Source organism: Streptomyces sp. NPDC001617 (assembly GCF_053596855.1).
Map to the genome: position 1 here is coordinate 223,371 of NZ_JBSFHA010000004.1, position 22,022 is coordinate 245,392.

Annotated in this window: 16 protein-coding genes and 2 pseudogenes; 9 read left to right on the forward strand and 9 right to left on the reverse strand. The window is 70.4% G+C overall.

Annotation, left to right across the window (positions count from 1 at the left end):
* Positions 1–137 precede the first annotated feature (137 nt).
* Positions 138–1,001 (forward strand): phosphatidylinositol-specific phospholipase C/glycerophosphodiester phosphodiesterase family protein, encoded by an 864-nt coding sequence (locus tag ACWC09_RS05300; protein WP_450848677.1) that lies wholly within the window; start codon positions 138–140, stop codon positions 999–1,001.
* Between the two features lie 102 nt (positions 1,002–1,103).
* On the forward strand, positions 1,104–1,298 hold the full coding sequence (locus ACWC09_RS05305; RefSeq protein WP_450848679.1) for a hypothetical protein: 195 nt from the start codon (positions 1,104–1,106) through the stop codon (positions 1,296–1,298).
* 12 nt (positions 1,299–1,310) lie between these two features.
* Here ACWC09_RS05305 and ACWC09_RS05310 read toward each other — a convergent pair whose 3' ends face one another.
* On the reverse strand, positions 1,311–2,555 hold the full coding sequence (locus tag ACWC09_RS05310; RefSeq protein ID WP_450848680.1) for a phosphodiester glycosidase family protein: 1,245 nt from the start codon (positions 2,553–2,555) through the stop codon (positions 1,311–1,313).
* 75 nt (positions 2,556–2,630) lie between these two features.
* Positions 2,631–2,990, reverse strand: coding sequence for a DUF779 domain-containing protein (locus ACWC09_RS05315; protein WP_450848682.1), 360 nt, complete (start codon positions 2,988–2,990; stop codon positions 2,631–2,633).
* Positions 2,991–3,171: 181 nt separating this feature from the next.
* Here ACWC09_RS05315 and ACWC09_RS05320 point away from each other — a divergent pair.
* A pseudogene (locus tag ACWC09_RS05320) lies at positions 3,172–3,282 on the forward strand (DNA-binding response regulator); the annotation flags it as partial.
* Here ACWC09_RS05320 and ACWC09_RS05325 read toward each other — a convergent pair.
* Entirely contained in the window at positions 3,251–3,823 is a 573-nt protein-coding gene (locus tag ACWC09_RS05325; protein WP_450848684.1) for an N-acetyltransferase family protein, read from the reverse strand. The pseudogene ACWC09_RS05320 and the gene ACWC09_RS05325 overlap by 32 nt on opposite strands.
* A complete protein-coding gene (locus ACWC09_RS05330; RefSeq protein WP_450848686.1) occupies positions 3,820–5,109 on the reverse strand; it encodes a YhgE/Pip domain-containing protein in 1,290 nt (429 codons plus the stop codon). Before ACWC09_RS05330 ends, ACWC09_RS05325 begins: the two co-directional genes overlap by 4 nt.
* 249 nt (positions 5,110–5,358) lie before the next feature.
* Here ACWC09_RS05330 and ACWC09_RS05335 point away from each other — a divergent pair, with 249 nt between their 5' ends.
* The 3 genes from ACWC09_RS05335 to ACWC09_RS05345 all read left to right on the forward strand — a co-directional run bounded on the left by ACWC09_RS05335 (position 5,359) and on the right by ACWC09_RS05345 (position 11,354).
* On the forward strand, positions 5,359–7,428 hold the full coding sequence (locus ACWC09_RS05335; protein ID WP_450848734.1) for a molybdopterin cofactor-binding domain-containing protein: 2,070 nt from the start codon (positions 5,359–5,361) through the stop codon (positions 7,426–7,428).
* 10 nt (positions 7,429–7,438) lie between these two features.
* Positions 7,439–7,900 (forward strand): (2Fe-2S)-binding protein, encoded by a 462-nt coding sequence (locus ACWC09_RS05340; protein WP_450848688.1) that lies wholly within the window; start codon positions 7,439–7,441, stop codon positions 7,898–7,900.
* Positions 7,901–7,979: 79 nt separating this feature from the next.
* Entirely contained in the window at positions 7,980–11,354 is a 3,375-nt protein-coding gene (locus ACWC09_RS05345) for a pyruvate carboxylase (RefSeq protein WP_450848735.1), read from the forward strand.
* Between the two features lie 57 nt (positions 11,355–11,411).
* Here the strand turns inward: ACWC09_RS05345 and ACWC09_RS05350 are convergent, their stop codons facing one another.
* Positions 11,412–11,570 (reverse strand): hypothetical protein, encoded by a 159-nt coding sequence (locus ACWC09_RS05350; protein ID WP_450848690.1) that lies wholly within the window; start codon positions 11,568–11,570, stop codon positions 11,412–11,414.
* A gap of 43 nt (positions 11,571–11,613) precedes the next feature.
* Between ACWC09_RS05350 and ACWC09_RS05355 the strand changes: the two genes are divergently transcribed.
* Positions 11,614–11,892, forward strand: a complete 279-nt coding sequence (locus tag ACWC09_RS05355) for a metal-sensitive transcriptional regulator (RefSeq protein ID WP_450848692.1) — start codon at positions 11,614–11,616, stop codon at positions 11,890–11,892.
* Between the two features lie 315 nt (positions 11,893–12,207).
* Here ACWC09_RS05355 and ACWC09_RS05360 read toward each other — a convergent pair whose 3' ends face one another.
* From ACWC09_RS05360 to ACWC09_RS05375, 4 genes are all read right to left on the reverse strand, one after another.
* A complete protein-coding gene (locus ACWC09_RS05360; RefSeq protein ID WP_450848694.1) occupies positions 12,208–12,819 on the reverse strand; it encodes a hypothetical protein in 612 nt (203 codons plus the stop codon).
* 44 nt (positions 12,820–12,863) lie between these two features.
* Positions 12,864–18,062, reverse strand: a complete 5,199-nt coding sequence (locus ACWC09_RS05365; RefSeq protein ID WP_450848696.1) for a family 43 glycosylhydrolase — start codon at positions 18,060–18,062, stop codon at positions 12,864–12,866.
* A 481-nt stretch (positions 18,063–18,543) separates the two neighbouring features.
* Positions 18,544–19,065 (reverse strand): hypothetical protein, encoded by a 522-nt coding sequence (locus ACWC09_RS05370; protein ID WP_450848698.1) that lies wholly within the window; start codon positions 19,063–19,065, stop codon positions 18,544–18,546.
* Between the two features lie 188 nt (positions 19,066–19,253).
* Positions 19,254–20,081: a PaaX family transcriptional regulator gene (locus ACWC09_RS05375; RefSeq protein ID WP_450848700.1), complete on the reverse strand. Its 828-nt coding sequence runs from the start codon at positions 20,079–20,081 to the stop codon at positions 19,254–19,256.
* Between the two features lie 175 nt (positions 20,082–20,256).
* Here ACWC09_RS05375 and ACWC09_RS05380 point away from each other — a divergent pair, with 175 nt between their 5' ends.
* Positions 20,257–21,774: an FAD-dependent monooxygenase gene (locus ACWC09_RS05380; protein ID WP_450848702.1), complete on the forward strand. Its 1,518-nt coding sequence runs from the start codon at positions 20,257–20,259 to the stop codon at positions 21,772–21,774.
* A pseudogene (locus tag ACWC09_RS05385) lies at positions 21,771–22,022 on the forward strand (hypothetical protein); the annotation flags it as partial. The gene ACWC09_RS05380 and the pseudogene ACWC09_RS05385, both read left to right, overlap by 4 nt.

The window sequence follows — 22,022 nt, forward strand, 5'->3', positions numbered from 1 at the left end:
GGCTTTTTCGTGCGCCGTCGCCGAAGGAGTGAACAAGCAGCGGCAGTCCGGCCAACTCCTGGCATGTACAGGTTCATCGGTGCCCAATCCGCCTCATACTCCCTGTGGTTCGGACCCGCCCCACAGGGAGGCAGAAGATGGTCCTCGTCACCCGCCGCAGAGCCCTCACCGCATTCGGCGCCACGCTCGCTGCCGTGCTCGCCCCGCCCGCCGGCAGTGCGTTCGCCGACGAACAGAAGCACCGGCGCCCGCCGTTGTGGCGCGCCCACGCCCACAACGACTACGAACACCCCCGCCCCCTCTTCGACGCCCTCGACCACCGTTTCGGCAGCGTCGAGGCCGACATCTTCCTCGTCGAGGGCCGGCTCCTCATCGGCCACACGGTGGACGACCTCGACCCGACCCGCACGCTGGAGTCCCTCTACCTCGGCCCGCTCGCCGCCATCGTCAAGGCCAACCGCGGTTCCGTGTACCGGGGTTGGCGTCGCCCGCTGCAGCTGCTGATCGACATTAAGTCCGAGGGCTCGTCGACGTACCTCGAACTCGACCGCCATCTCCAGCGCTACAGGCACCTGTTCACGACGTACGCCCACGGCCGTGTCTTCCCCGGCGCGATCACCAATGTCATCTCCGGCGACCGCGCGGCCCGTACGCCCATGGAGGCGCAGAGCGTGCGCCGGGCCTTCTACGACGGCCGGCTCACCGACCTCGGCACCCCGGCGCCCGCCTCCTTCATTCCGCTGATCAGCGACAACTGGCAGCTGAACTTCACCTGGCTGGGCGAGGGCGCCTTCCCGGACGCCGAGCGGCAGAAGCTGCGGAGCATCATCGGCCAGGCACACGCCGCCGGGCAGAAGGTGCGCTTCTGGAACACGCCGGACTTGGCCGGACCCGCCCGGGACGCGCTGTGGACCGAACTCCTCGACGCCGGCATCGACTACTTCAACACCGACGACCTCGCCGGGCTCGAACTCTTCCTGGACGCCCACCGGGCGGCGTAGAACCACACGTTCGGCGGACAGGTCAGCTGCCCCGATCGGCCCTCCGCTACGCCACACTTGCGGCCGAATGCCGCGAAACGGGCGTGGCGGAGGAGGTTGACGATGGCGATTTCCATCTCTGCGGTGCTGTTGTTCCTGATCCTGGCGGTGATCTTCATGCGCAGCGGCGGACTGAAGGTCTCCCACGCCCTGGTCTGCTTGCTGCTCGGGTTCTTCCTCGCCGGCACCAGCATGGCGCCGACGATCCACAGCGGCCTCACGGCGACGGCGGACATCGTCAGCAGTCTGCGTCCGTGAGGCCGCTCGCGGTCAGGACGTGAACACCCCGATGCCGTCGGGGACCGGGCGTTCCGCGTCGCCGGACGGATGGTTGCGCACGGTGACCGCGGACCCGCCCGGCTCGCGGGCGACCAGCGTGGTCGAGCCGCCGCCGTCCAGGCTGAAGGCGTCGACCGAGCCCAACGCCCGCATCTCGGCGGCGACTTCGGCGATCGTCAGACCGGTGCGGTACGCCTTCGCGCCGTCCAGCGCGAACAGCAGCAGCCGCTTCCCGCCGTTCGCGATGCCGACGGCGGTGCGGGTGGCCGCGGTGCCGTTGTCGAGGCCGGCCAGCGGCTGCCCGCCCCTCAGCACCGGATAGCCGCCGAGGGCGAAGCGGAACGGCACCCGCGAGCGGGCGGCCACCAGCCGGTGCGTCACCTTCACCGGCTCGCCCGTGACCAGCTTCCGCAGCTGCCGCGCGCCCGCCTCCCGGCCGACCAGCACCGTGGTGCCCGCGGCGACGGCGCCCCTGCCCGGGGCGTCGGCCACCGCGACGACCCGGCCGTGCCGGACCGTCACCTCATAGGTGTCCGAACTGCACGCGGCGGCCCGGTCGGTGTCCGTGCCGCAGATGGCGCGGACCCGGGAGACGCTGCCCCAGTCCGAGGTGAAGGCGCCGATCGAGTTCTCGGGCAGCGCGAACTGGTTGAGCCCGCCGAGCGGCAGCCGCCCGAAGGGTGTCCTGACCGACCCCTGCAGGGCCAGGCTGTCCAGCCGGGCTCTGCGGTCGACCCCCACGCCCAGTACGTCCTGCGTGGTCGTGCCGGGCGGCAGCGCCGGGCCGAAGCGCTGGCCGTCGGGTACCGACGCCTTCAGGACGTGCTGGGCGGCGATGGCCGGCCCGTCGGTCGAGCCGGTGGCCTCGACGCCCGGGTGCTGGGTCTCGGTGATGTTGAAGAAGTCGCCGTTGATGCCCGCCACCGCGCCCTGGCCGTCGGCGAGCTTGGAGACGGCGGCCCGCGCGGCCACCGCTCCCGGGTACAGCAGGTCGAGCCGAACCCGGGTGTTGCGCAGGTTGACGGTGAGCAGATGGGCGTGGGTCGGCCCCTTGCCGCCCTGGATGTCGAACTGCCGGTAGGTGACGCCCGGCCCGATCGTGGTGGCCGCGGGTACGCCGCTGGCCGGTGCCGCCCCCACCAGGGTGGCACCGGCCAGCGCGCCGAGTGTCGTAAGGAACGTGAGTGCTGTTCTGCCGGATCTCCTTGCTGCGAAACGCTTCTGACGATGCGTCACAGAACCCCCTGAGGTCTCGTCAACTGTCCCAGGACTCAGGGGAAGTGCACCAGACGGCGATGACCGCCGCAGCGTCTATGCGTCGACTACACGAGAACGGGTGAGAAAACGCACCCCCTCGGGTGCTTCCAGCGAGAAACCGCTCCCGCGCCCCGCTACGACGTCCACAATCAGCCGCGTGTGGCTCCACACCTCGTACTGGTTGCGCGAGATCCAGAACGTCACCGGCTCCGGTACCCCGTCCACGTGCAGTTCCGCGAGCAGCACGTCCGAGCCGCCGGTGCGGAACTCGCCCTCCGGGTAGCACATGGGCGCGCTGCCGTCGCAGCAGCCGCCGGACTGGTGGAACATCAGCGGGCCGTGCGTGGCACGCAGGGTGCGCAGCAGTTCGGCGGCCGCGGGGGTGAGTTCGACGCGCGGGGTCTCCTCATACATGCCTCCCAGGGCAGCACGGGCAAGGTTGCGAGAGGGTTGCGTCTCGCGCCTACTCGGCGCGCAGGGCGGCGGCCGTACGGATACGGGCCGCCCAGCCCGCCGGCGGCAGCGAGCCCAGCACCGCGACCGCCGCACCGGCGAACAAACACCTGCCCCCAACTGCCCTCACGCAGAGCCGCGACATGTCTCCCGCATCCTCACCAGGCTCACCCTGCGCGAGCGGGCCCAGGCCGTGGTGGTGGCGTACGAGACGGGGCTGGTCAGTCCCCGGTCGAGTGCGGCAGGGACATGACGTCGGCCGGTGCCGCGCGCATGCAGTCGCTCGGCGCCGCGTAACAGCCGAGGGCCACCACCTGGTCCGGCCCCCAGCGCTCCTCCACGACGTCCAGCAACTCCCAGCCCAGCCGCTCGTACAGGGCCGTCGCGGCGGTGTTGGAGGTGACGACGTCGAGGACCGGATGCATCCCGCGCGCCTGAGCCTCCGCCACGGCCTGCTCCATCAGCGCGGCGCCCAGGCCGAGCCCGTGCGCGTCGGGCGACACGAACAACCGGCCGACCACGCCGGTCCGTTCGACACCGACACCCGCGCGGGCGGCCCAGAGCCCGGCTGCCACGTCACCTCCGTCGGCCCGCGACAGACCGACGTGACCGACCACCCGCCCGTCCGACTCCGCGACCCAGGAGGCCAGCAGCGAGCGCGGAGTCAGCCAATCGGCCGCCTGCTCCGGCCAGTTGACGGGATAGCCGCTGTGCCGGTGCACCTCGGCGAGGATCTCCACGCAGGTGTCGAGATCGTGGTCGGCGCGTCGCCGGACGAGGACGGACACGTTCATTCCTCTTCTCTGATGTCCTGTCGAACAGGTTGCGGCGTCAGGCGTTTGTGGCCCTTGCGGTCGTAGTACCTGGTCATCGCGAAGCCGAAGAGCAGACCGAAGGCCGCGCCGATCGCAATCATGATCCATGATCGGGTGAGGCCGGCGTCGCCGCGGGCGTCGAAGTAGAGGATGGCGCGGACGCCGTCGCTGAGCTGGCGCATGGGCTCGAAGTGGGAGAGGAAGCGGTAGAAGCCGGGGACCGCCTGGAGGGGGACCGTGGCGCCGGACGACGGCAGACCCAGGACGATGAACACGAACATGGACACCAGCTGGCCGATCCCGCCGAAGGCCGCGTTGATGGCCTGCACGCCCAGGCCCACGGCGAGCGCGGCGCAGTAGGAGTAGATCCACAGCAGCGGGATGTGGGTCGCGTCCATGCCGAGGACGGTGATGGTGGCGAGCATGACCAGCGAGACGCTGATGACCGTGATGCCCGCGGTCATCGCCATCTTCAGCAGCAGGGTCTGGGTGCGGTTGATGGGAACGGTGGGGCGGCGGGTGTGCCAGGGGCCGATCTCGTTGTCGGCGTAGCCGAGGGCGGTGTCGACGCCGTTGCTGATGACGTTGCCGCCCATGAACCCGGCCAGCACGAGCAGCAGGGTGTAGTAGAAGGCGCTCAGGCCGAGACCGCTGTGGCGGCCGATGGGGTGGCCGACCTGGGTGACGACGTTCACCGGGTCGGCCAGCAGCAGCTTGGCCGTGGAGTTCGCCCGGCCGCCGACGGCCGCCGTGAGCTGCTTGCCGAGGGTCTGGGAGGACCGGTGCGCGGCCGCCGTGGTGATCTGGCCGGCGAGCGAGGAACCCAGGCTGCCCTTGCCGGGGTTGGTGAGCACGGTCATCGTCGGCCGCTGGGTGGCGCCGTTCGTGCTGAGCGCGGTGATCGAGTCCGTGAAGTTCGCGGGGATGACGAGGGCGCCGTAGACCTTCCCGGAGTCGAGCTGGTCCTGGGCCTGGGCGAGGGTCAGTTCGCGCCAGGCGGCCTTGTCGTTCGACTTGTCGGAGGTGATCGCCGCGGCGATCTGCGTGCCCGCGTTCGCCGGCTGCCCGGCCGGGGGCTTGCCGGTGTCGCCGTTGACCAGAGCGATGGGGAGATGGTGCAGATCGCGCTGGGGGTCGACGATGCCGCCCATGTAGAGGAGAGCCAGCAACAGCGCGAGCAGTCCGGTCAGGACGGTGGGTACGAGCCACAGCTTGGGGCGGCCCAGCAGAGTGACGGCACGGGCCTCGGGGCTGGCGTCGGCCATGGTTCTCCGTAGGTTGGTGGGGACAGGTCGTCTACCGCACGGTTCCGCTACGCACCCAGAGCCTACGGACGACAAGGGGCAGACGAGGACAACCTGTCCGTGACGGGCCGGAACCGGTCGGCGCATCGGCAGCCTTCAGGGAACCCACAGAACGCCTGGCGCCTCATACCGGTTGACGTATCGGTCGACGCACCCGAGGAGTGAGTGGTGGACGACAGCGAAACCTCCGGGGTGTCCCGCCGGAAGTTCATGGTCTACTCCCTGTCGGCCGCGACGCTGACCGTCGCCGCCCCGCTCGGCTGCGACACCTCGACGGCCGAGGGCTCCGAGCCGGCCCGCGGCCCCGCCGAGGTGCTGGTGACCGGCACGGACGAGGAGATGCTGGTCCTGGAGGTCACCCCGGCCAACAGGGTCGTCGTACGACTGCCGCGGGTCGAGCTCGGCCAGGGCATCACCACCGCCGTCGCCGTCATGATCGCCGAGGAACTGGACGCCCGCCTCGCCGATGTCGACATCCCCCTCGCGGACGCCCGCACCAAGGGCAACCAGTCCACCGGCGGCTCCAACTCGGTCAGTTCGCTCTACGGCCCCGCACGGCAGCTCGCCGCCACCGCGCGCGCCAGGCTCGTCACCGCCGCCGCCCGCCGCTGGCACCTGCCCGCCCGGAGCCTGCACACCCGCAACACCATGGTCGTCGCCCCGGACGGCCGCACGGCCACCTTCGGCTCGCTCAGCGCGAGCGCCGCCAGGGTCCGCCGCACGTCCGTGCCGGCCAAGCCCAAACCGGCCTCCAAGCACCGGCTGATCGGCAGGCCGACCAACCGCATCGACGCCCGGGACCTCGTCACCGGCAAGGCGAAGTACACCGGCGACCTGACGGTGGCGGGCGCGAAGCCGACCGTGGTGGCCAGGCCACCGACGCTCGGCGGGAAGCTCGTCTCCGTCGACGACCGGGCGGCCCGTGCCCTGCCCGGCGTGCACGCCGTGGTGCGGGTCCCCGGCGGGGTCGCCGTCGTGGCCGAGACCTTCCACCACGCGTTCAACGCCCGGGACGCCCTGAAGATCAAGTGGGCGCCGGGCCCCATGGCCTCGCTGTCCGACGCCGGCATCCGTTCCCGGCTGCGGGCCGCCGTGCCGAAGCCGGGCACTCCGCCGCGGGGATCGACGCAGGTCGAGGGCGAGTTCGAGTTCGCCTTCGTCAGCCACGCCCCGATGGAGGTACTCACCGCGATCGCCGACGTCCGCGCGCACCAGGCCGAGATCTGGTTCTCCTCCCAGACCCCGATGGACGCCCGGGACACCATCGCCTCCGCGATCGGACTCTCCGCGTCCAAGGTCACGGTCCATGTCCTGCGCGGCGGCGGCTCGTTCGGACGACGGCTCCACTACGACGCCGCCATCGAGGCCGCGCTGATCTCCAAGGCGGCGAAACGGCCCGTCAAGCTGATGTGGAGCCGTAACGACGACACCCGGCACGGCAGGATGCGCCCGGCCAGCCACCACCGCATCCGTGCCAGCCACAAGGACGGCCGGGTGGTGGCCTTCAGCCACATGATGGCCTCGGTGAATGAGTCGGAGGGCACAACCGCCCACCAGGCGTCCTTCGTACGCCCCGTCGCCGCCCCGCTGCCCAGCGACTCCGGTCTCTACAACTTCGGCCGGATCTCCGGCGATTCGGGCGGTGTCGATCTGCCGATCCCACTCGGCGCCTGGCGGTCGGTGGACTCCGGGACGATGCGGGCCGCGGAGGAGGTCGTCGTGGACGAGGTCGCCCGGAGCCTGGGGAAGGACGCGGTCGCTTTCCGCCGTACGACGCTGCGGAACAAGGCGGTGAGGGCCGTACTGGACAAGGTCGCCGAGGCGGGGAAGTGGGGGCGGTCGCTGCCCGACGGGCACGGGCAGGGCGTCGCCGTGCACGAGGAGTACGGGTCCTGCGTGGCCTGTCTCGCCGAGATCGACGCCACCGATCCGAAGAACCCTCGCATCACCAAGGTGGTGATGGCCGCCGACGTCGGCACGGCCGTCAACCCGCGCGGTCTGGAGGCCCAGCTCATGGGCGCGACGGTCGACGGGATCTCCACCATTCTGAGCGCCGGGCTGCACATCGACCGGGGTGCCGTGCGCGAGGGCAGCTTCGCCGACTTCCACTGGGCCCGGCAGCGGCACGCCCCGCTGCACTTCGAGGTGCACATCATGCCGTCCACGGGGGAGCCCGGAGGCGCCGGCGAACTCGGCGTCCCGGCCGCTTCCGGTGCCGTGGCCAACGCTTACGCCCGGGCGACCGGCACCAAACCCCGCCGCTTCCCGCTCAACTTCTGAGAAGGTACCGATGCCGTCCTACTCCTTCGTCCTCAATGGCGAGAAGGTCACCGTCGAGGCCCCGGCCGACATGCCGCTGCTGTGGGTGCTGCGGGACCTGCTGCACGTCACCGGCCCCAAGTACGGCTGCGGTGTCGGCGTCTGCCGGGCCTGCACCAGCCATCTCGACGGGGAGGAGATCCAGCCCTGCACGGTCAAGGTCAAGGACTGCGCGGACCGCGAGGTCACCACCATCGAGGGGCTGGCCGACGGGGACACCCTGCACCCCGTGCAGGAGGCCTGGCTGGACTGCGACGTCGCCCAGTGCGGCTTCTGCCAGCCCGGTCAGATCATGGCCGCGGCGGCCCTGCTGAAGAAGACGCCCCAGCCGAGCGACGCCGACATCGACCGCATCGAGAACGTCTGCCGGTGCGGTACATACACCCGTATCCGTGAGGCGATCAACAAGGCAGCGGCGAAAATCACTCCTTGAGTGGCCCGGCTCACATGGCCAGAAGCGCATGTCACCGACACCATGGGGGACGTCCATCGGCAGGCTGAAGGGAGCGGTGATGTTCCGCAAGGTGCTGGTCGCCAACCGTGGTGAGATCGCGATCAGGGCATTCCGCGCCGGCTATGAGCTGGGCGCGCGGACGGTCGCCGTCTTTCCGCACGAGGACCGCAACTCGCTGCACCGGCTGAAGGCCGACGAGGCCTATGAGATCGGCCAGCCCGGGCATCCGGTGCGGGCGTATCTGTCGGTCGAGGAGATCGTGCGCGCCGCGCGCAAGGCGGGCGCCGACGCCGTCTACCCGGGCTACGGCTTCCTGTCCGAGAACCCCGAGCTGGCCAAGGCCTGTGAGGAAGCGGGCATCACCTTCGTCGGGCCGAGCGCGCACACGCTTGAGCTGACCGGCAACAAGGCCCGTGCCGTGGCCGCCGCGCGCGCGGCGGGTGTCCCGGTCCTCGGCTCCTCCGAGCCCTCCAACGACGTCGACGAACTCGTCCGCGCCGCCGAGGAGATCGGCTTCCCGGTGTTCGTGAAGGCGGTCGCGGGCGGCGGCGGTCGCGGTATGCGCCGCGTCGAGGACCCGGCCGTACTGCGCGAGTCCATCGAGGCCGCCTCCCGTGAGGCGGCCTCCGCGTTCGGTGACCCGACCGTCTTCCTGGAGAAGGCCGTCGTCGACCCCCGCCACATCGAGGTGCAGATCCTCGCGGACGGCGAGGGCAACGTCATCCACCTCTTCGAGCGCGACTGTTCGCTCCAGCGCCGCCACCAGAAGGTCATCGAACTCGCCCCCGCGCCCAACCTCGACCCGGCCCTGCGCGACCGCATCTGCGCCGACGCCGTCCGCTTCGCCCGCGAGATCGGCTACCGCAACGCGGGCACCGTCGAGTTCCTCCTCGACCGCGACGGCAACCACGTCTTCATCGAGATGAATCCGCGCATCCAGGTCGAGCACACGGTCACCGAGGAGGTCACCGACGTCGACCTCGTCCAGGCCCAGCTGCGCATCGCCTCCGGCCAGACCCTCGCCGACCTCGGGCTCTCCCAGGAGACGGTCAAGCTGCACGGCGCGGCCCTCCAGTGCCGTATCACCACCGAGGACCCCGCCAACGGCTTCCGCCCGGACACCGGCCGTATCAGCGCCTACCGCTCGCCGGGCGGCTCGGGCATCCGTCTCGACGGCGGAACCACCCACGCCGGTACGGAGATCAGCGCCCACTTCGACTCGATGCTGGTCAAACTGACCTGCCGGGGACGGGACTTCAAGGCCGCGATCGGACGGGCCCGGCGTGCCGTGGCCGAGTTCCGCATCCGCGGTGTCGCCACCAACATCCCTTTCCTGCAAGCGGTGTTGGACGACCCGGACTTCCAGGCCGGGCGCGTCACGACGTCGTTCATCGAGGAGCGCCCGCACCTGCTGACCGCCCGCTCCTCGGCGGACCGCGGCACCAAGCTGCTGACCTACCTCGCCGACGTGACGGTCAACAAGCCGCACGGCGAGCGGCCCGACCTGATCGACCCGAGCACCAAGCTGCCGGCGCTGCCCGCCGCCGAACCGGCCGCCGGCTCTCGCCAGCGCCTGGTCGAACTCGGCCCGGAGGGCTTCGCCCGCCGGCTGCGCGAGTCGCCGACCATCGGCATCACGGACACCACGTTCCGCGACGCCCACCAGTCGCTGCTGGCCACCCGGGTGCGGACGAAGGACCTGCTGGCTGTGGCGCCCGTGGTCGCCCGCACCCTCCCCGAGCTGCTGTCCCTGGAGTGCTGGGGTGGTGCCACCTACGATGTCGCGCTCCGCTTCCTGGCCGAGGACCCGTGGGAGCGGCTGGCAGCCCTGCGCGAGAGCGTGCCCAACATCTGTCTCCAGATGCTGCTGCGCGGCCGCAACACCGTCGGCTACACCCCGTACCCGACCGAGGTGACCGACTCCTTCGTCCAGGAGGCCGCCGCCACCGGCATCGACATCTTCCGCATCTTCGACGCCCTGAACGACGTCGGCCAGATGCGCCCCGCCATCGACGCCGTACGCGAGACGGGGACGGCGATCGCCGAGGTCGCCCTCTGCTACACCTCGGACCTGTCCGACCCGAACGAGCGTCTGTACACGCTGGACTACTACCTCCGGCTCGCCGAGCAGATCGTCGAGGCGGGCGCCCACGTCCTGGCGGTCAAGGACATGGCCGGTCTGCTGCGCGCCCCGGCCGCCGCGAAGCTCGTGTCGGCGCTGCGGCGCGAGTTCGACCTGCCGGTGCACCTGCACACGCACGACACGGCGGGCGGTCAGCTGGCCACCTACCTGGCGGCGATCCAGGCGGGCGCGGACGCGGTGGACGGCGCGGTGGCCTCCATGGCCGGTACGACCTCCCAGCCCTCCCTCTCGGCGATCGTCGCCGCGACCGACCACTCGGAACGGCCGACCGGCCTCGACCTCCAGGCGGTCGGCGACCTGGAGCCGTACTGGGAGAGCGTCCGCAAGATCTACGCCCCGTTCGAGGCGGGCCTCGCCTCCCCGACCGGGCGTGTCTACCACCACGAGATCCCCGGCGGCCAGCTCTCCAACCTGCGCACCCAGGCCGTCGCGCTCGGCCTCGGCGACCGCTTCGAGGACATCGAGTCGATGTACGCGGCCGCCGACCGCATGCTCGGCCGGCTGGTCAAGGTCACCCCGTCGTCCAAGGTGGTCGGCGACCTCGCCCTGCACCTCGTCGGCGCCGATGTGCCGCCGGAGGACTTCGAGGCGACCCCGAACAGGTTCGACATCCCCGACTCGGTGATCGGCTTCCTGCGCGGCGAGCTGGGCACCCCGCCCGGCGGCTGGCCGGAGCCCTTCCGCAGCAAGGCACTTGAGGGCCGCGCCGAGGCCAAGCCGGTCCGGGAGCTGACGCCGGAGGACCGCGAGGGCCTCGCCAAGGAGCCCCGCGCGACCCTCAACCGTCTCCTCTTCCCCGGCCCGACGCGCGAGTACGAGACCCATCGCGCCGCCTACGGCGACACCAGCGTCCTGGACAGCAAGGACTTCTTCTACGGTCTGCGCCCGGGCAAGGAGTACTCCGTCGACCTGGAGCCCGGCGTCCGGCTGCTCATCGAGCTGGAGGCGGTCGGCGAGGCCGACGAGCGCGGGATGCGCACGGTGATGTCCACCCTGAACGGCCAGCTACGGCCGATCCAGGTCCGCGACACCGCCGCCGCCTCCGACATCCCGGTGACCGAGAAGGCCGACCGCGGCAACCCCGGCCATGTCGCGGCGCCGTTCGCCGGTGTGGTGACCCTCGCGGTCGCCGAGGGCGACGAGGTGGACGCCGGGGCGACCGTGGCCACCATCGAGGCGATGAAGATGGAGGCCGCGATCACCGCGACCAGGGCCGGGCGCGTCAACCGGCTGGCCATCAACCGCATCCAGCAGGTGGAGGGTGGTGACCTGCTGGTCGAGATCGGCTGAGCAGGCGTCCGTACGACGGAGCGGCCCCCGCGTTAAGCGGGGGCCGCTCCGTCGTGTTCAGACCGCCGGCCGCAGCAGCGTCTCCTCGAAGGAGACGGCGCCCTTCGGAGCCCTGTGGTACGGCAGCCTGCCCAGGACGGCCGCCATTCCGTCCAGCGTGGCAGCCTCGATGCCGAGCGCCGCCGGCTGCGCGCAGCCCTTGGCCGGGGTGTTCACCCAGCGGGTACGATACCCGCGGGGGTATGCAGGAGGAGGAAGTGTGCAACTCGACATGTCGGCCGAGGAGCTCAAGTCGGCGCTCAACCGGCTGCGGCGCGCCCAGGGTCAGCTCGCGGGTGTCATCCGGATGATCGAGGAGGGCCGGGACTGCGAGGATGTGATCACCCAGCTCGCCGCGGTGTCGCGGGCGCTGGACCGGGCCGGGTTCTCGATCATCGCGACCGGGCTCGAACAGTGCATGACCAGCGACGACCCGGAGGTCCGGGACTCGGCGCAGATGCGGGCGCGGCTGGAGAAGCTGTTCCTGTCCCTGGCCTGAGCGCTACAGGAGGGCCGTTGCGCCCATGGCGACGGCCACTGCCGGCCAGCCCGCAGCCGACGTCGAGGGCGAGGTCCGCCGCCGTCGGGGGCGGACACGTGAGCGGCGAGCAACTCGCGCTCGGAGTCGCGGAGTCCGCTGAAGCTCTTGCCGCTCGCGCAGTGCGCATCCCAGTCGTCGCGTGTCGTGTGTCCCACGGTGAGGCTCCCTGCCTGGTCGGTCGGCCCGAACAGGGAGTCCTACCCCGCGGTGCGCGAACGGGCGCACCCGGATCCCCGAGGCCCGGGGTGCGCCCGTCGAGTTACTGCTGAACCGTCAGAGCCCGTCCCGCACCATCGCGGCGACGATCCGTACATGGCGGTCGGCCGCCGTGTTCGAGAACTCGTTCTCGTAGTTCAGGCCGTACGGCCAGAAGTGCCCTCCGCCGGTGGACAGCGTGGCGCCCGAGCCGTCGAACTGCTTGACCAGCGCCGTGGCCTGCGCCCCGTGCCAGGTCCCGCCACTGGCCAGTGTGTTCCAGCTTGCGTTGGTGCCCACGCCGATCGTGTGGGCGATCTCGTGCAGGGCGGTCCGCTCGGTCATGTAGCTGCGGTTGCTGCCGAAGCGGATGGTGCCGTTGTTGCTGCCGTCGGCGGTGGCCACGCTCGGGTCGTAGCGGACGGTGATCGCCTTGCCGAGGTCGCTGAGGTTGTTGTAGCGGGCGACCGCGGCGTTCATCGCCTTGGTGATCAGGTCGTATGCGGTCTGCTGGTCCTGGGTCGGGCTGCTCGCCCGCTCCAAGGTCCAGGTGATGGTCGCCGCCGCCTGCTCCTGGGACGCCGGTACCGGCTGCGGGGCGGCCTGGGCGATGCCGGGTCCCGTCAGCAGGGCGGCGGCCAGCGCGGCGACGACCAGTGACTGTCGTGTGCGGATGTGAGGGGTTCTCATGTGGGGGTCCTCCTGTGGGGGAAGGAGTTCTCAGTCGGTTCGGCTCACCGCGTGTGGTTGCCGATGCTGACGAAGCCCATGAACTTCGGGCTGGTGGCGTTGTCGTAGAGGACATCGCCGCCGGACTTCTTCCAGATCTTCATGCGGAAGCTGTCCGGAGCGGTGGTGGCGGTGATGCGGAAGGCGTAGCCGCCGGTGCCGTTGACCGTGCCGGAGCCCTGGTACACGGCCTGGGAGCCGGTGACCACGAGCCAGTCGGAGCCGGTCGAGCGGAACTGGAGCCTCGCCGGGCCGAGTTCGAGGGAGGCCTGGCCGGTGGGGGTGGTGGCTCCCTTGGTGTAGAAGGCCGTGAGGAAGAAGGCGGCCTTGCCCGTCAGGTCCGGTTCGGCGGGGTAGGCGCCGGCCGGTGAGGTGAAGATGCCGGTGCCGAACACGGGTCCGGCGGAGCGGTCGTAGGTGATCAGCTCGGGGAGCGTCCTGCTGTCCGTACCGCCGTCGTCGTCGGTGACGGTGATCACCGGACGTCGTATGCCGGCCTTGGCGTAGGTGTGCTCGGCGCGGCAGCCGGAGGCGGTGACCGTGCCGGGCTGCGGGTCGGTGCCGTCCTTCCAGTCGACCGCGCAGGTGTGGGTGTCGTCGGCGCCCGGGTCGGTGAACTCGGCGGTGATGACGGCCCGTTGACCGACCGAGACCGCGGAGTGCGGTCCTTCGGCGGAGGTGATGGTCGGCGCCACGTTGGTCACCGTGACGGTCGCCGTGTCGTGGCTGCGGCCGCCGGTCAGGGTGGCCGTGAAGGTGCCGTTGTCGGTGCAGGTGATCGTGGTCTTCGCGGACGAGGGGTCGGCGAGGGAGCAGGGCGCCCCCTTCTCGACCGTCCAACTCGGGCTGCCCGCACCGGAGATGGTGCCGTTCAGCGCGATCGCGCCGCCCTCCTTCCCGTGGGCGTCACCTCCGGCGTGCACGATGGTCACCGGGTCGATGCTCGTCAGGGTCGGCACGACCTTCTTGATCAGGCCGTCGGAGTCGAACTCCATCTTGTCGATGGTGGTTTCGCGATGCGTGCCGTCACCACCCGGGATGGCGAACCGGTGGTAGGCGATGTACCAGTCGTCGGTGTTCGGGACGTGGACGACACTGTGGTGACCGGTGCCCTTGATGCCCAGCGAGAGGTCCTTGGAGAGGATGACACCCTGCTTGGTCCACGGTCCGGTGGGCGAGGGGCCGGTGGCGTACGCGACCCGGTAGTTCTCGTCCCGGGTGTCGTTCTCCGACCACATGAAGTAGTAGGTGCCCTTGCGCTTGATGACGAAGGAGCCCTCGTTGTAGCCGCTCGGGGTGATGTCCTTGACCTTCGAGGTGTCGATGGAGGTCATGTCGTCGTTCAGTGGGACGACGTAGGCGTGGCCGTTGCCGAAGTAGAGATACGCCTGGCCGTCGTCGTCCGTGAAGACCGCCGGGTCGATCATCTGGCCGCTGAACTCGCCCGCCTTGAGCAGCGGTTGACCGAGTGCGTCCTTGAAGGGGCCGGTCGGCGAGTCGGAGACGGCGACCCCGATGTTGGCGTCGGCGCAGAAGTAGAAGTAGTACTTGCCGTCCTTCTCGGCGATGGTCGGCGCCCAGGCCCTGCTGTCCGCCCAGGAGATGTCCGGACCGAGGTCGAGGATGACACCGTGGTCCTTCCAGTGGACCAGGTCGGTCGAGGAGTACGCCTTGAACTGGGTGCCGCTCCAGCCGTCGTAGCCATCCGTGGTCGGGTAGATGTAGAAGGTGTCGCCGAAGCGGACGATGTTCGGGTCGGCGTTGAGCCCCGGCAGGACCGGGCTCTTCATGATGAGCGCGGAGACCGTCCAGCTCCGTTTCTGGCCGTCGGAGCCGGTCACTTCGTACGTCACCGGTTTGCTGAAGTCCTGCACGCTGCCCGAGGCGGGGGTGATCGCCGCGCCGTGGGCGAGGGTGAACTCGGGCGCCAGGGACGTGAGATCGGTGCCCTCCTTCATCGGGAGGGTGATCTTGCTGTCGGCGTTGTCGACGATGGCGTCGACCTTCAGCCCGGACTCGGTCGCCTTCGCGATGCCGGCCGTGTTGCCACTGAGCTCCATGACCTCCGCGGCCGACAGGGCCCGGTCGTAGATGCGGAAGTCGTCGACCTCCCCGCCGAAGTACGGGTCGGCCGAGTACAGGGAGCGGCCGATGTAGCCGGTGTAGTCCTTGTTCGCGTCGTAGAGCTCGGACGGCTTGATGGTCGTCGTCGTACGGGCCACTTCGACGCCGTCCGAGTAGAGGATCAGCGTGCCGGTGGAGCCGTCGAGGGTGACGGTGACGTGGTGCCACTCGCCGGGCGTGAGCTGGGAACCGCCGGTCAGCTTGGACTCCGCCGACCAACTCGCCTTCGTGATGGCCGAGTAGAGACTGGAGCCGCCGTTGGAGGGGGTGGCGAACAGGTACTTGTTGCTGTCCGGGCCGAGCCCGAACAGCCACTGGAAGCTGCTGCCGCCCTTCCACTTGGCGTACGTCGACACCGTCACGCTGTCGGCGTTCTTCAGCACACCGTTCGGGATCTTGACGTAGGGGGAGGCGGCGGAGTCGCCGGACATCTTGAACGAGCCGCCGTGCACCCCGGTGCCGAAGTCGGGCGTACGGACGTAAGTGCCGTGGTAGCCATGGCCGCTGGAGTCGACCGCGATGTTGCCGGACGTCTCGTCGAAGTCGTAGTGCAGGAGTAGGTCGGCCGGGACGTCGGCGCCCTGCTCGTCCACCGTGACCTGGGCCTGGACCGGGATCGCGGCGCCGTCCGGCAGGCTGCCGATGACCGTGAAGGTGCCGGGCTGGGCGTACTCGGACTCCGGTACGTCGTCCCAGCTGACGGCGACGGGGCGCTTGACGCCGTCGGCGTACGTGGCGATGACGGTGGCCGGCAGGACCGGGGCCTCGCCGACGCGCGTCTTCACCGTCACGTCCTCGACGCTCTCCACCAACTGGTCGGGCTGATAGGCGCGCAGCAGACGGTCGTACTCGGCCTGGGTGACCGGGAGGACGGTGCCGTGGCGCGGTGTGGCCGGCAGATCGTAGTCGGTGACCGGCGTCCAGTTGCCGGAGTCGAGGTCGGTCGTCTCGAAGGGGATGTAGCCGCGGCCGCCGAACTCGTCCAGGAACGCGTACCACTTGTCCTCGGTGTTCGACTTGAACACCAGCGGTCCCTCGGCGGCGCTCATCGTGCCCTTGCCGATGCCCTCGGCGACCGGGTCCCAACTGCCCAGGATCGAGTCGCTCTTCTCCTCGAAGATGAACTTGCTGTTGGGCGTGGAGGAGGTGTTGTTCCGCTCGTCCTTCGAGAGACGGTAGTACGTGCCGTTGTTCTGGATCATCGTGGAGTCGATGACCGACCAGCCGCGGTCGATCCAGACCTTGGGCTCGCTGAAGGTGTAGAAGTCGCGGGTGGTCGCGTACATCATGCGGTTGTACGTGTCGCCGCTGTGGTCGGCGTTGTCGTACAGCTTCGACGCCCAGAAGACGACGTACTCGCCGAGCCTGCTGTCGTAGAACGCCTCCGGCGCCCAGGTGTTGCCCGCGCTGTCCGGGGAGATCTTGACCAGCCGCTGGTCGGTCCAGTGGACGAGGTCGGTGGACTCCCAGATCATGATGGACTTGCTGCCGGTGCGCTGGGCGGCGTCCCAGTCGCCGTTGCCGTAGATCCGCAGGTCGGTGGCGATCTGGTAGAACTTGTCGCCCTCGGGGGAGCGGATGATGAACGGGTCGCGCAGACCCTTCTCGCCGAGCGTGGAGGTCAGGACGGGCTTGCCGTCGTTCAACTCCCGCCAGCGCAGCGGGTCGTCGCCCTTGCTGAGGGCGTTGTAGATCTGCTCGCCGTCCTCGGTGCCCTCGCCGGTGAAGTAGCTGAACATGTAGCCCTTGAGGGCTTCCCTCTTGGGGAGTTCGGGGACCTTCGCGGTGAAGGTGCGGGTCGCCCGGGCCGCGCCCTTGGTGACGGTGGCCGTCAGGTCGACGGTCGTGGCGCCGTCGCCGTGCGCGGGGCGGTGGACGGTGCCGTCGGCGGAGACGACGTCGGGGTCGGCGGAGGACCAGGTGACATCCGTGCCGTAGCCGCCCTCGGCGGGCAGGGTGAGGTTGTCGCGTACGTCGTCGATGTTGTGGACGGTGAGGGCCTGGGCGGCCTGCTCGGTGGCTGTCTGGTCGTCGAAGTCGGGGAGCACCGTGACGTCGAAGGTCCTGGTGTCCGTCACGGTGCCCTTCTTCAGGGTCGCCGTGAGCGTGGCGTGGGCGTTGGGCCGGCCGGCGGCGGGGCGGGTGACCTTGCCGGAGTCCGAGACCACGGACGTGTCGTCGCTGGCCCAGGTGATCGAACTGCCGCCCGCCGTACCGGTCCTGGGCAGGTCCAGGTCGGCGGTGACGGCGCTCGTGTCGCCGAGGCTCAGCGCGGCCTTGTCGTCGGCCACGCCCTGTGTGTCGACGGGGAGGGCGAGTTGCTCGACCTCGGACGCGGTGAGCGCGCGGTCGTAGACGCGGAAGTCGCGGATACGGCCCTTGAAGAGCTTGTCGCCCGAGTACAGCGACTTGCCTATGTAGTTGGCGGTGGTGGCGCCGGAGCCGATGGAGCCGGGCGTGAGGGTGACCGAGGTGTTGCGACCGACCTCGACGCCGTCCTCGTACAGGACACCGGTGGTGCCGGTCTGGGTGTAGGTGAGGTGCTTCCACACCCCGCGCGTCAGGTTGTGCGAGTCGCTCGGCTTGGTGGTCTGCTCCGTCGACCAGTTGCCGGTCGCGATCGAGGTGCGCAGGGAGTTGCCGGTGGCGAAGAGGTAGCCGTTGCCGTTGCCGCCGCTGGAGTTGCCGAAGCCGTAGATGAAGTACGGCGTGGTCTGCGCGGAGTCGATCTGCACGTCCGTCGAGACGGTGATCGAGTCCATGCCCTTCATGACGTCGTCCGGCACCTTGATGTAGGTGTCGGAACCGTCGAAGGCGAGCCCCTGACCGGTGGCCGACCAGTCGGCGGTGCCGTTCACCGTGCCGTCACGGCCGTTGCCGGAGGCGTCGGCGATGGTGGTGCCGGAGGCGCCGTCCAGTTTGTACCAGAGGGCCAGGCCGTCGGTGACGTCCGCGGTGTCCGCCGCCTGCGCGGGGGAGACGGGAGCGACGAGACCCAGGAACAGCGACACGGCGGCCAGACCGGCGAGGCGGCCCGCCCGGCGTCTCGCGCGGGTGCGCGGACGTGCGAAGTACGTCATGTGGGGTTCCCTGCTGAGGCATGGCTGACGGGGGGAGAGAGCACGGCATGGGAGAGCAAGGCATGGGGGAGCGAGCCGGCAACGGGCGCCTCGGCCAAGGGCGCTGATCGTTTCGGTTGCGTGACCTCGTGTTGCGAGAGTGTCAATCGGGGTGCGGCGCAACGTCAAGAGGTTTCGAACGATGTCCGATGGGTCGAACGAATTGTTCGGTTGGTTGTCAACGGCCGGAGTCGGGAGCTGTGTTGAGGGGTGGACCTACGAGGGGAGCGCCCGATGCGGTGGGCGTGGGTGAGTCGCATCCGGCGCGGAGGGGCGAGCGGGTCTCCCGGTGCGCCCGCGCCGAGCGGCGCGAGGTCGCGGCGCATATCCTGCGCTGGTCCGGCCGTGGGGCCGCAGGGCGGCACCGGCGTGTGAGGGAGTGCCTCCCGGCGAACTCCGGGTCCGCCCGACGGAACGGGCGTCCGAGCCGCGTGTCCCGCGCTCAGGCCACGAGTGCCTGCTCCGGTCCCAGCCGGTCCAGCAGCCGGGCGCGATGCAGCTCGGCCACGGGGGCGAGCAGGTCCGGGTGCCGCAGCAGGGCGGCCGCCTTGCGGTCGAGGTCGTCGGGTGCGACCAGCCGCCGGAACTCCATCGGCGTACCGTGCGTGTGCTCGCCGTCCGCCAGCCCCGCGACCGCCCTCACCGCCAGCCCGGGGTCGGTCAGCAGACAGGCCGCCCAGCTGGCCACGACCTCGTCGACCCAGCTGCGCCAGGCCTCGTCGTCCCCTTGGTCCTCCGGTTCCGCGCCGCTGATCCGGTCCAGTGCGGCCGAGCCGCCGGTGCCCGCGACGCCGACCAGCCCCGCGTCCATCGCCGTCGGGTAGCACAGCCACGCCGAGACGGTCACCGCCTGGCGGGCCTGTACCTCGCACAGCGCCGAGGCCAGCGCGCCGCCGCACGCCGGATAGGCCCGCGTCAGCCATTCCGTGGTCGCCGCGATGAGAGGCGAGAGATCTGCGAGCACCGAGGTCCGTCCAAGCCGCCTGCGGGGAAAGGGGGAATCCTGAAACGGTAGCCCGCCTCAGGGACGGAAGGACACTCCCGGCCCCTGCTCGCCGACGTGGCTTCGGCCACACAGGCCCCGGCCGGCCGGCTCGTGGAGTCGTGCCCGGTTCTGGGGTGAACCCGCTTGACGCGTGGGCGAGTTGTCGGTCATTCCCGCTGCTGCGCACGCGAGGCGGGGCGGGAGCCGGCCACCTCGTCGTAGTACGCCTCGGCCGCCGGACCGAGGATCTCGTGGGCCTCCAGGAACATCTCGTGCGCCTCCTGGCCCACCCAGCCGGCCGGGAGGAGCTCGGTCGGCAGGTCCGGGTCGCGGAAGGGGAACTTGCGGTAGTCGTACGTCAGCCGCATGCGCTCGACCAGCGCCTCCTCGGGTCCGAGGTGCCCGGCCCGGTACGAGGGCATCCGGCTGCGATAGGTGCGCAGCAGCTCCCGGTAGTCCTCGTTGAGGGCGGCGAGGTCCCAGCTGCGGGCCGCCATCTCGCGGTCCACGGGCAGCCCGCCGGACTGGCAGCGCAGGGTGTCGAGCCGTATGGCCGGCTCGTCCGCGAACTTCTCCCGCACCTGTCGCAGCCGGTCGTGCGGGGAGACGTAGGTGGACGGCGCCAGCGGTCCGAAGCCCAGCCAGGCCAGCTCCTTGCGGATACGGTCGCGCACGCCCCGCTCGGTCTCGGGGACCGAGTAGATGACCATGTACCAGTGCCGGTCCCAGTCGGACGGAGCCCGGTCGAAGATGCGTGAGCGGCCCTCGTCGAGGAGCCGCAGGCTGCGCTGGTTGAGCGAGTAGAGCGTCTCCCGGCCCTCCCGCCGGACGTCGAACCAGCCCTCCTTGCGCAGGCGCGCGAGGACCACCCGCACCGTGCTCTCACCGACGCCGAAGCAGTCCATCAGGGCGCTGAGGGTGCGCAGCCGGGCGGTGCCGCCGCGGTAGCGGACGTAGTCGCCGAACAGGTCGAAGACGATCGATCGAGGCTTCACGGAAACGACTATGTCACACAGACGGCCGTTGCAAGAGTGCATCGCAATGCCGAGTAAGGCCGCGCAGAGCAGGCTCGTCATTACGTAACAAATGATTGACGTCCGTGGAATGAGTGACACACAATGCTGGTGTGCGGGCCGACCCGTGCCGATACTGGACGTGGAGGGACGAACCATGGTTTCTCGGATCGCTTGTGTGGGAGGGGGCCCCGGCGGGCTGTTCTTCGCCACGCTTCTCAAGCAGGCCGATCCGTCGGTCGAGGTGACGGTCTTCGAGCGGAACCGGCCGGACGACACCTTCGGCTTCGGCGTGGTCTTCTCCGACGCGACCCTGGCCGGCATCCATGCCGCGGACCCCGTCCTGCGCACCGCGCTCGCGGAGTACGGACGCCACTGGAACGACATCGAGGTCCGGCTGAAGGGGGAACGGATCCGTTGCGGCGGCAACGGCATGGCCGCCATCACCCGCAGGACCCTCCTCCAGCTGCTGCACCGACGGGCCGAGGAGGTGGGCGTCGAGGTGCGGTTCAGTCACGAGATCCCGGCCGATCCGGCGCAGCTGGCCGACTACGACCTGATCGTGGCCGCCGACGGCGCCAACTCCCGCTTCCGTGACCGGCTCGCCGACGAGCTGGTTCCCGAGGTGGAGGTCGCGACCGCCAAGTTCATCTGGTTCGGGACGAGTTACCTCTTCGACGGGCTGACCTTCGTCCACGAGCACGGCCCGCACGGCACCTTCGCCGTGCACGGCTACCCGATCAGCGACGGCGTCAGCACCTTCATCGTCGAGACGGACGAGGAGTCCTGGCGCAGGGCGGGGCTCGACGCGTTCGACACCTCGCAGCCGCCCGGCCCGAGCGACGAGAAGACCAAGCAGTACCTGGAGAAGCTCTTCGCCGAGCAGATCGACGGTCACGAACTCCTCGTCAACAACTCCCGCTGGGGCAACTTCCGCACCCGCCGCACCCGCCGCTGGCACAGCGGCAACGTCGTCCTGCTCGGCGACGCCGCCCACACCGCGCACTTCTCCGTCGGCTCCGGCACCAAGATGGCCATGGAGGACGCCATCGCCCTCGCCGACAGCCTGCTCGCCCACCGCGACGACCTGCCGGCCGCGCTGGAGGCGTACGAGGCGGCGGCCCGGCCCTCGGTGCAGAGGATCCAGGCCTCCGCCCGGCCGAGCCTGTCCTGGTGGGAGCACTTCGGGCGCTACCACGACGCGTTCGGGCCGACGCAGTTCGCCTTCCACTTCATCTCCCGCAGCATCGGGAAGGAACGGATCGCGCGCCGCGACCCGGAGTTCGTCGAGCGGGTCGTCCAGGACTGGCGTGCCGCGCACCAGGGCCGTCTGCCGCTGGAGACGCCGCTGCGGGTGGGGGAGCGGGAGTTCGCGGGGCGGCTGCTGAGCGCGATCGACCTCACTGAGCTGCGGGGCGGCCTCTGGCTCACCGCACCGGACGGGGAGACGGAACTGCCCTCCGCGTACGAGCAGTTGGACCGCGCCGTGGCAGGCTCCGGGCGGCCGGATCTGGTCACCGTCCAGGGCGGTACCGCGCTCACCCGCCAACTGATCGCGGAACAGGCCAGGTTGGTGCACGGCCTGCCCGCACTGATCGTCGAGGACGACATGAACGACGACCGCGCCGAGACACTCCTGCTGTCGGGCCGAGCGGACCTGGTGGGGCGGGCATGAACACGGACCAGACCACGCAGCCGGCAGCGACTCGGTCGCCCGCCGAGCCGCCCGGACCCGGCGCGGGAGGCGCGGCGTCCGTGCAGGCGGCCTCGAGCCCGGCCCCTGCCGGGTCGTCCGGACCCGGCGCGCGGGGCGCGGCGATCGTGCAGGCGGCCTCGAACCCGGCCCCTGCCGAGCCATCCCGGCCCGGCGCGCGGGGCGCGGCGATCGTGCAGTCGGCCTCGAACCCGGCCCCTGCCGAGCCA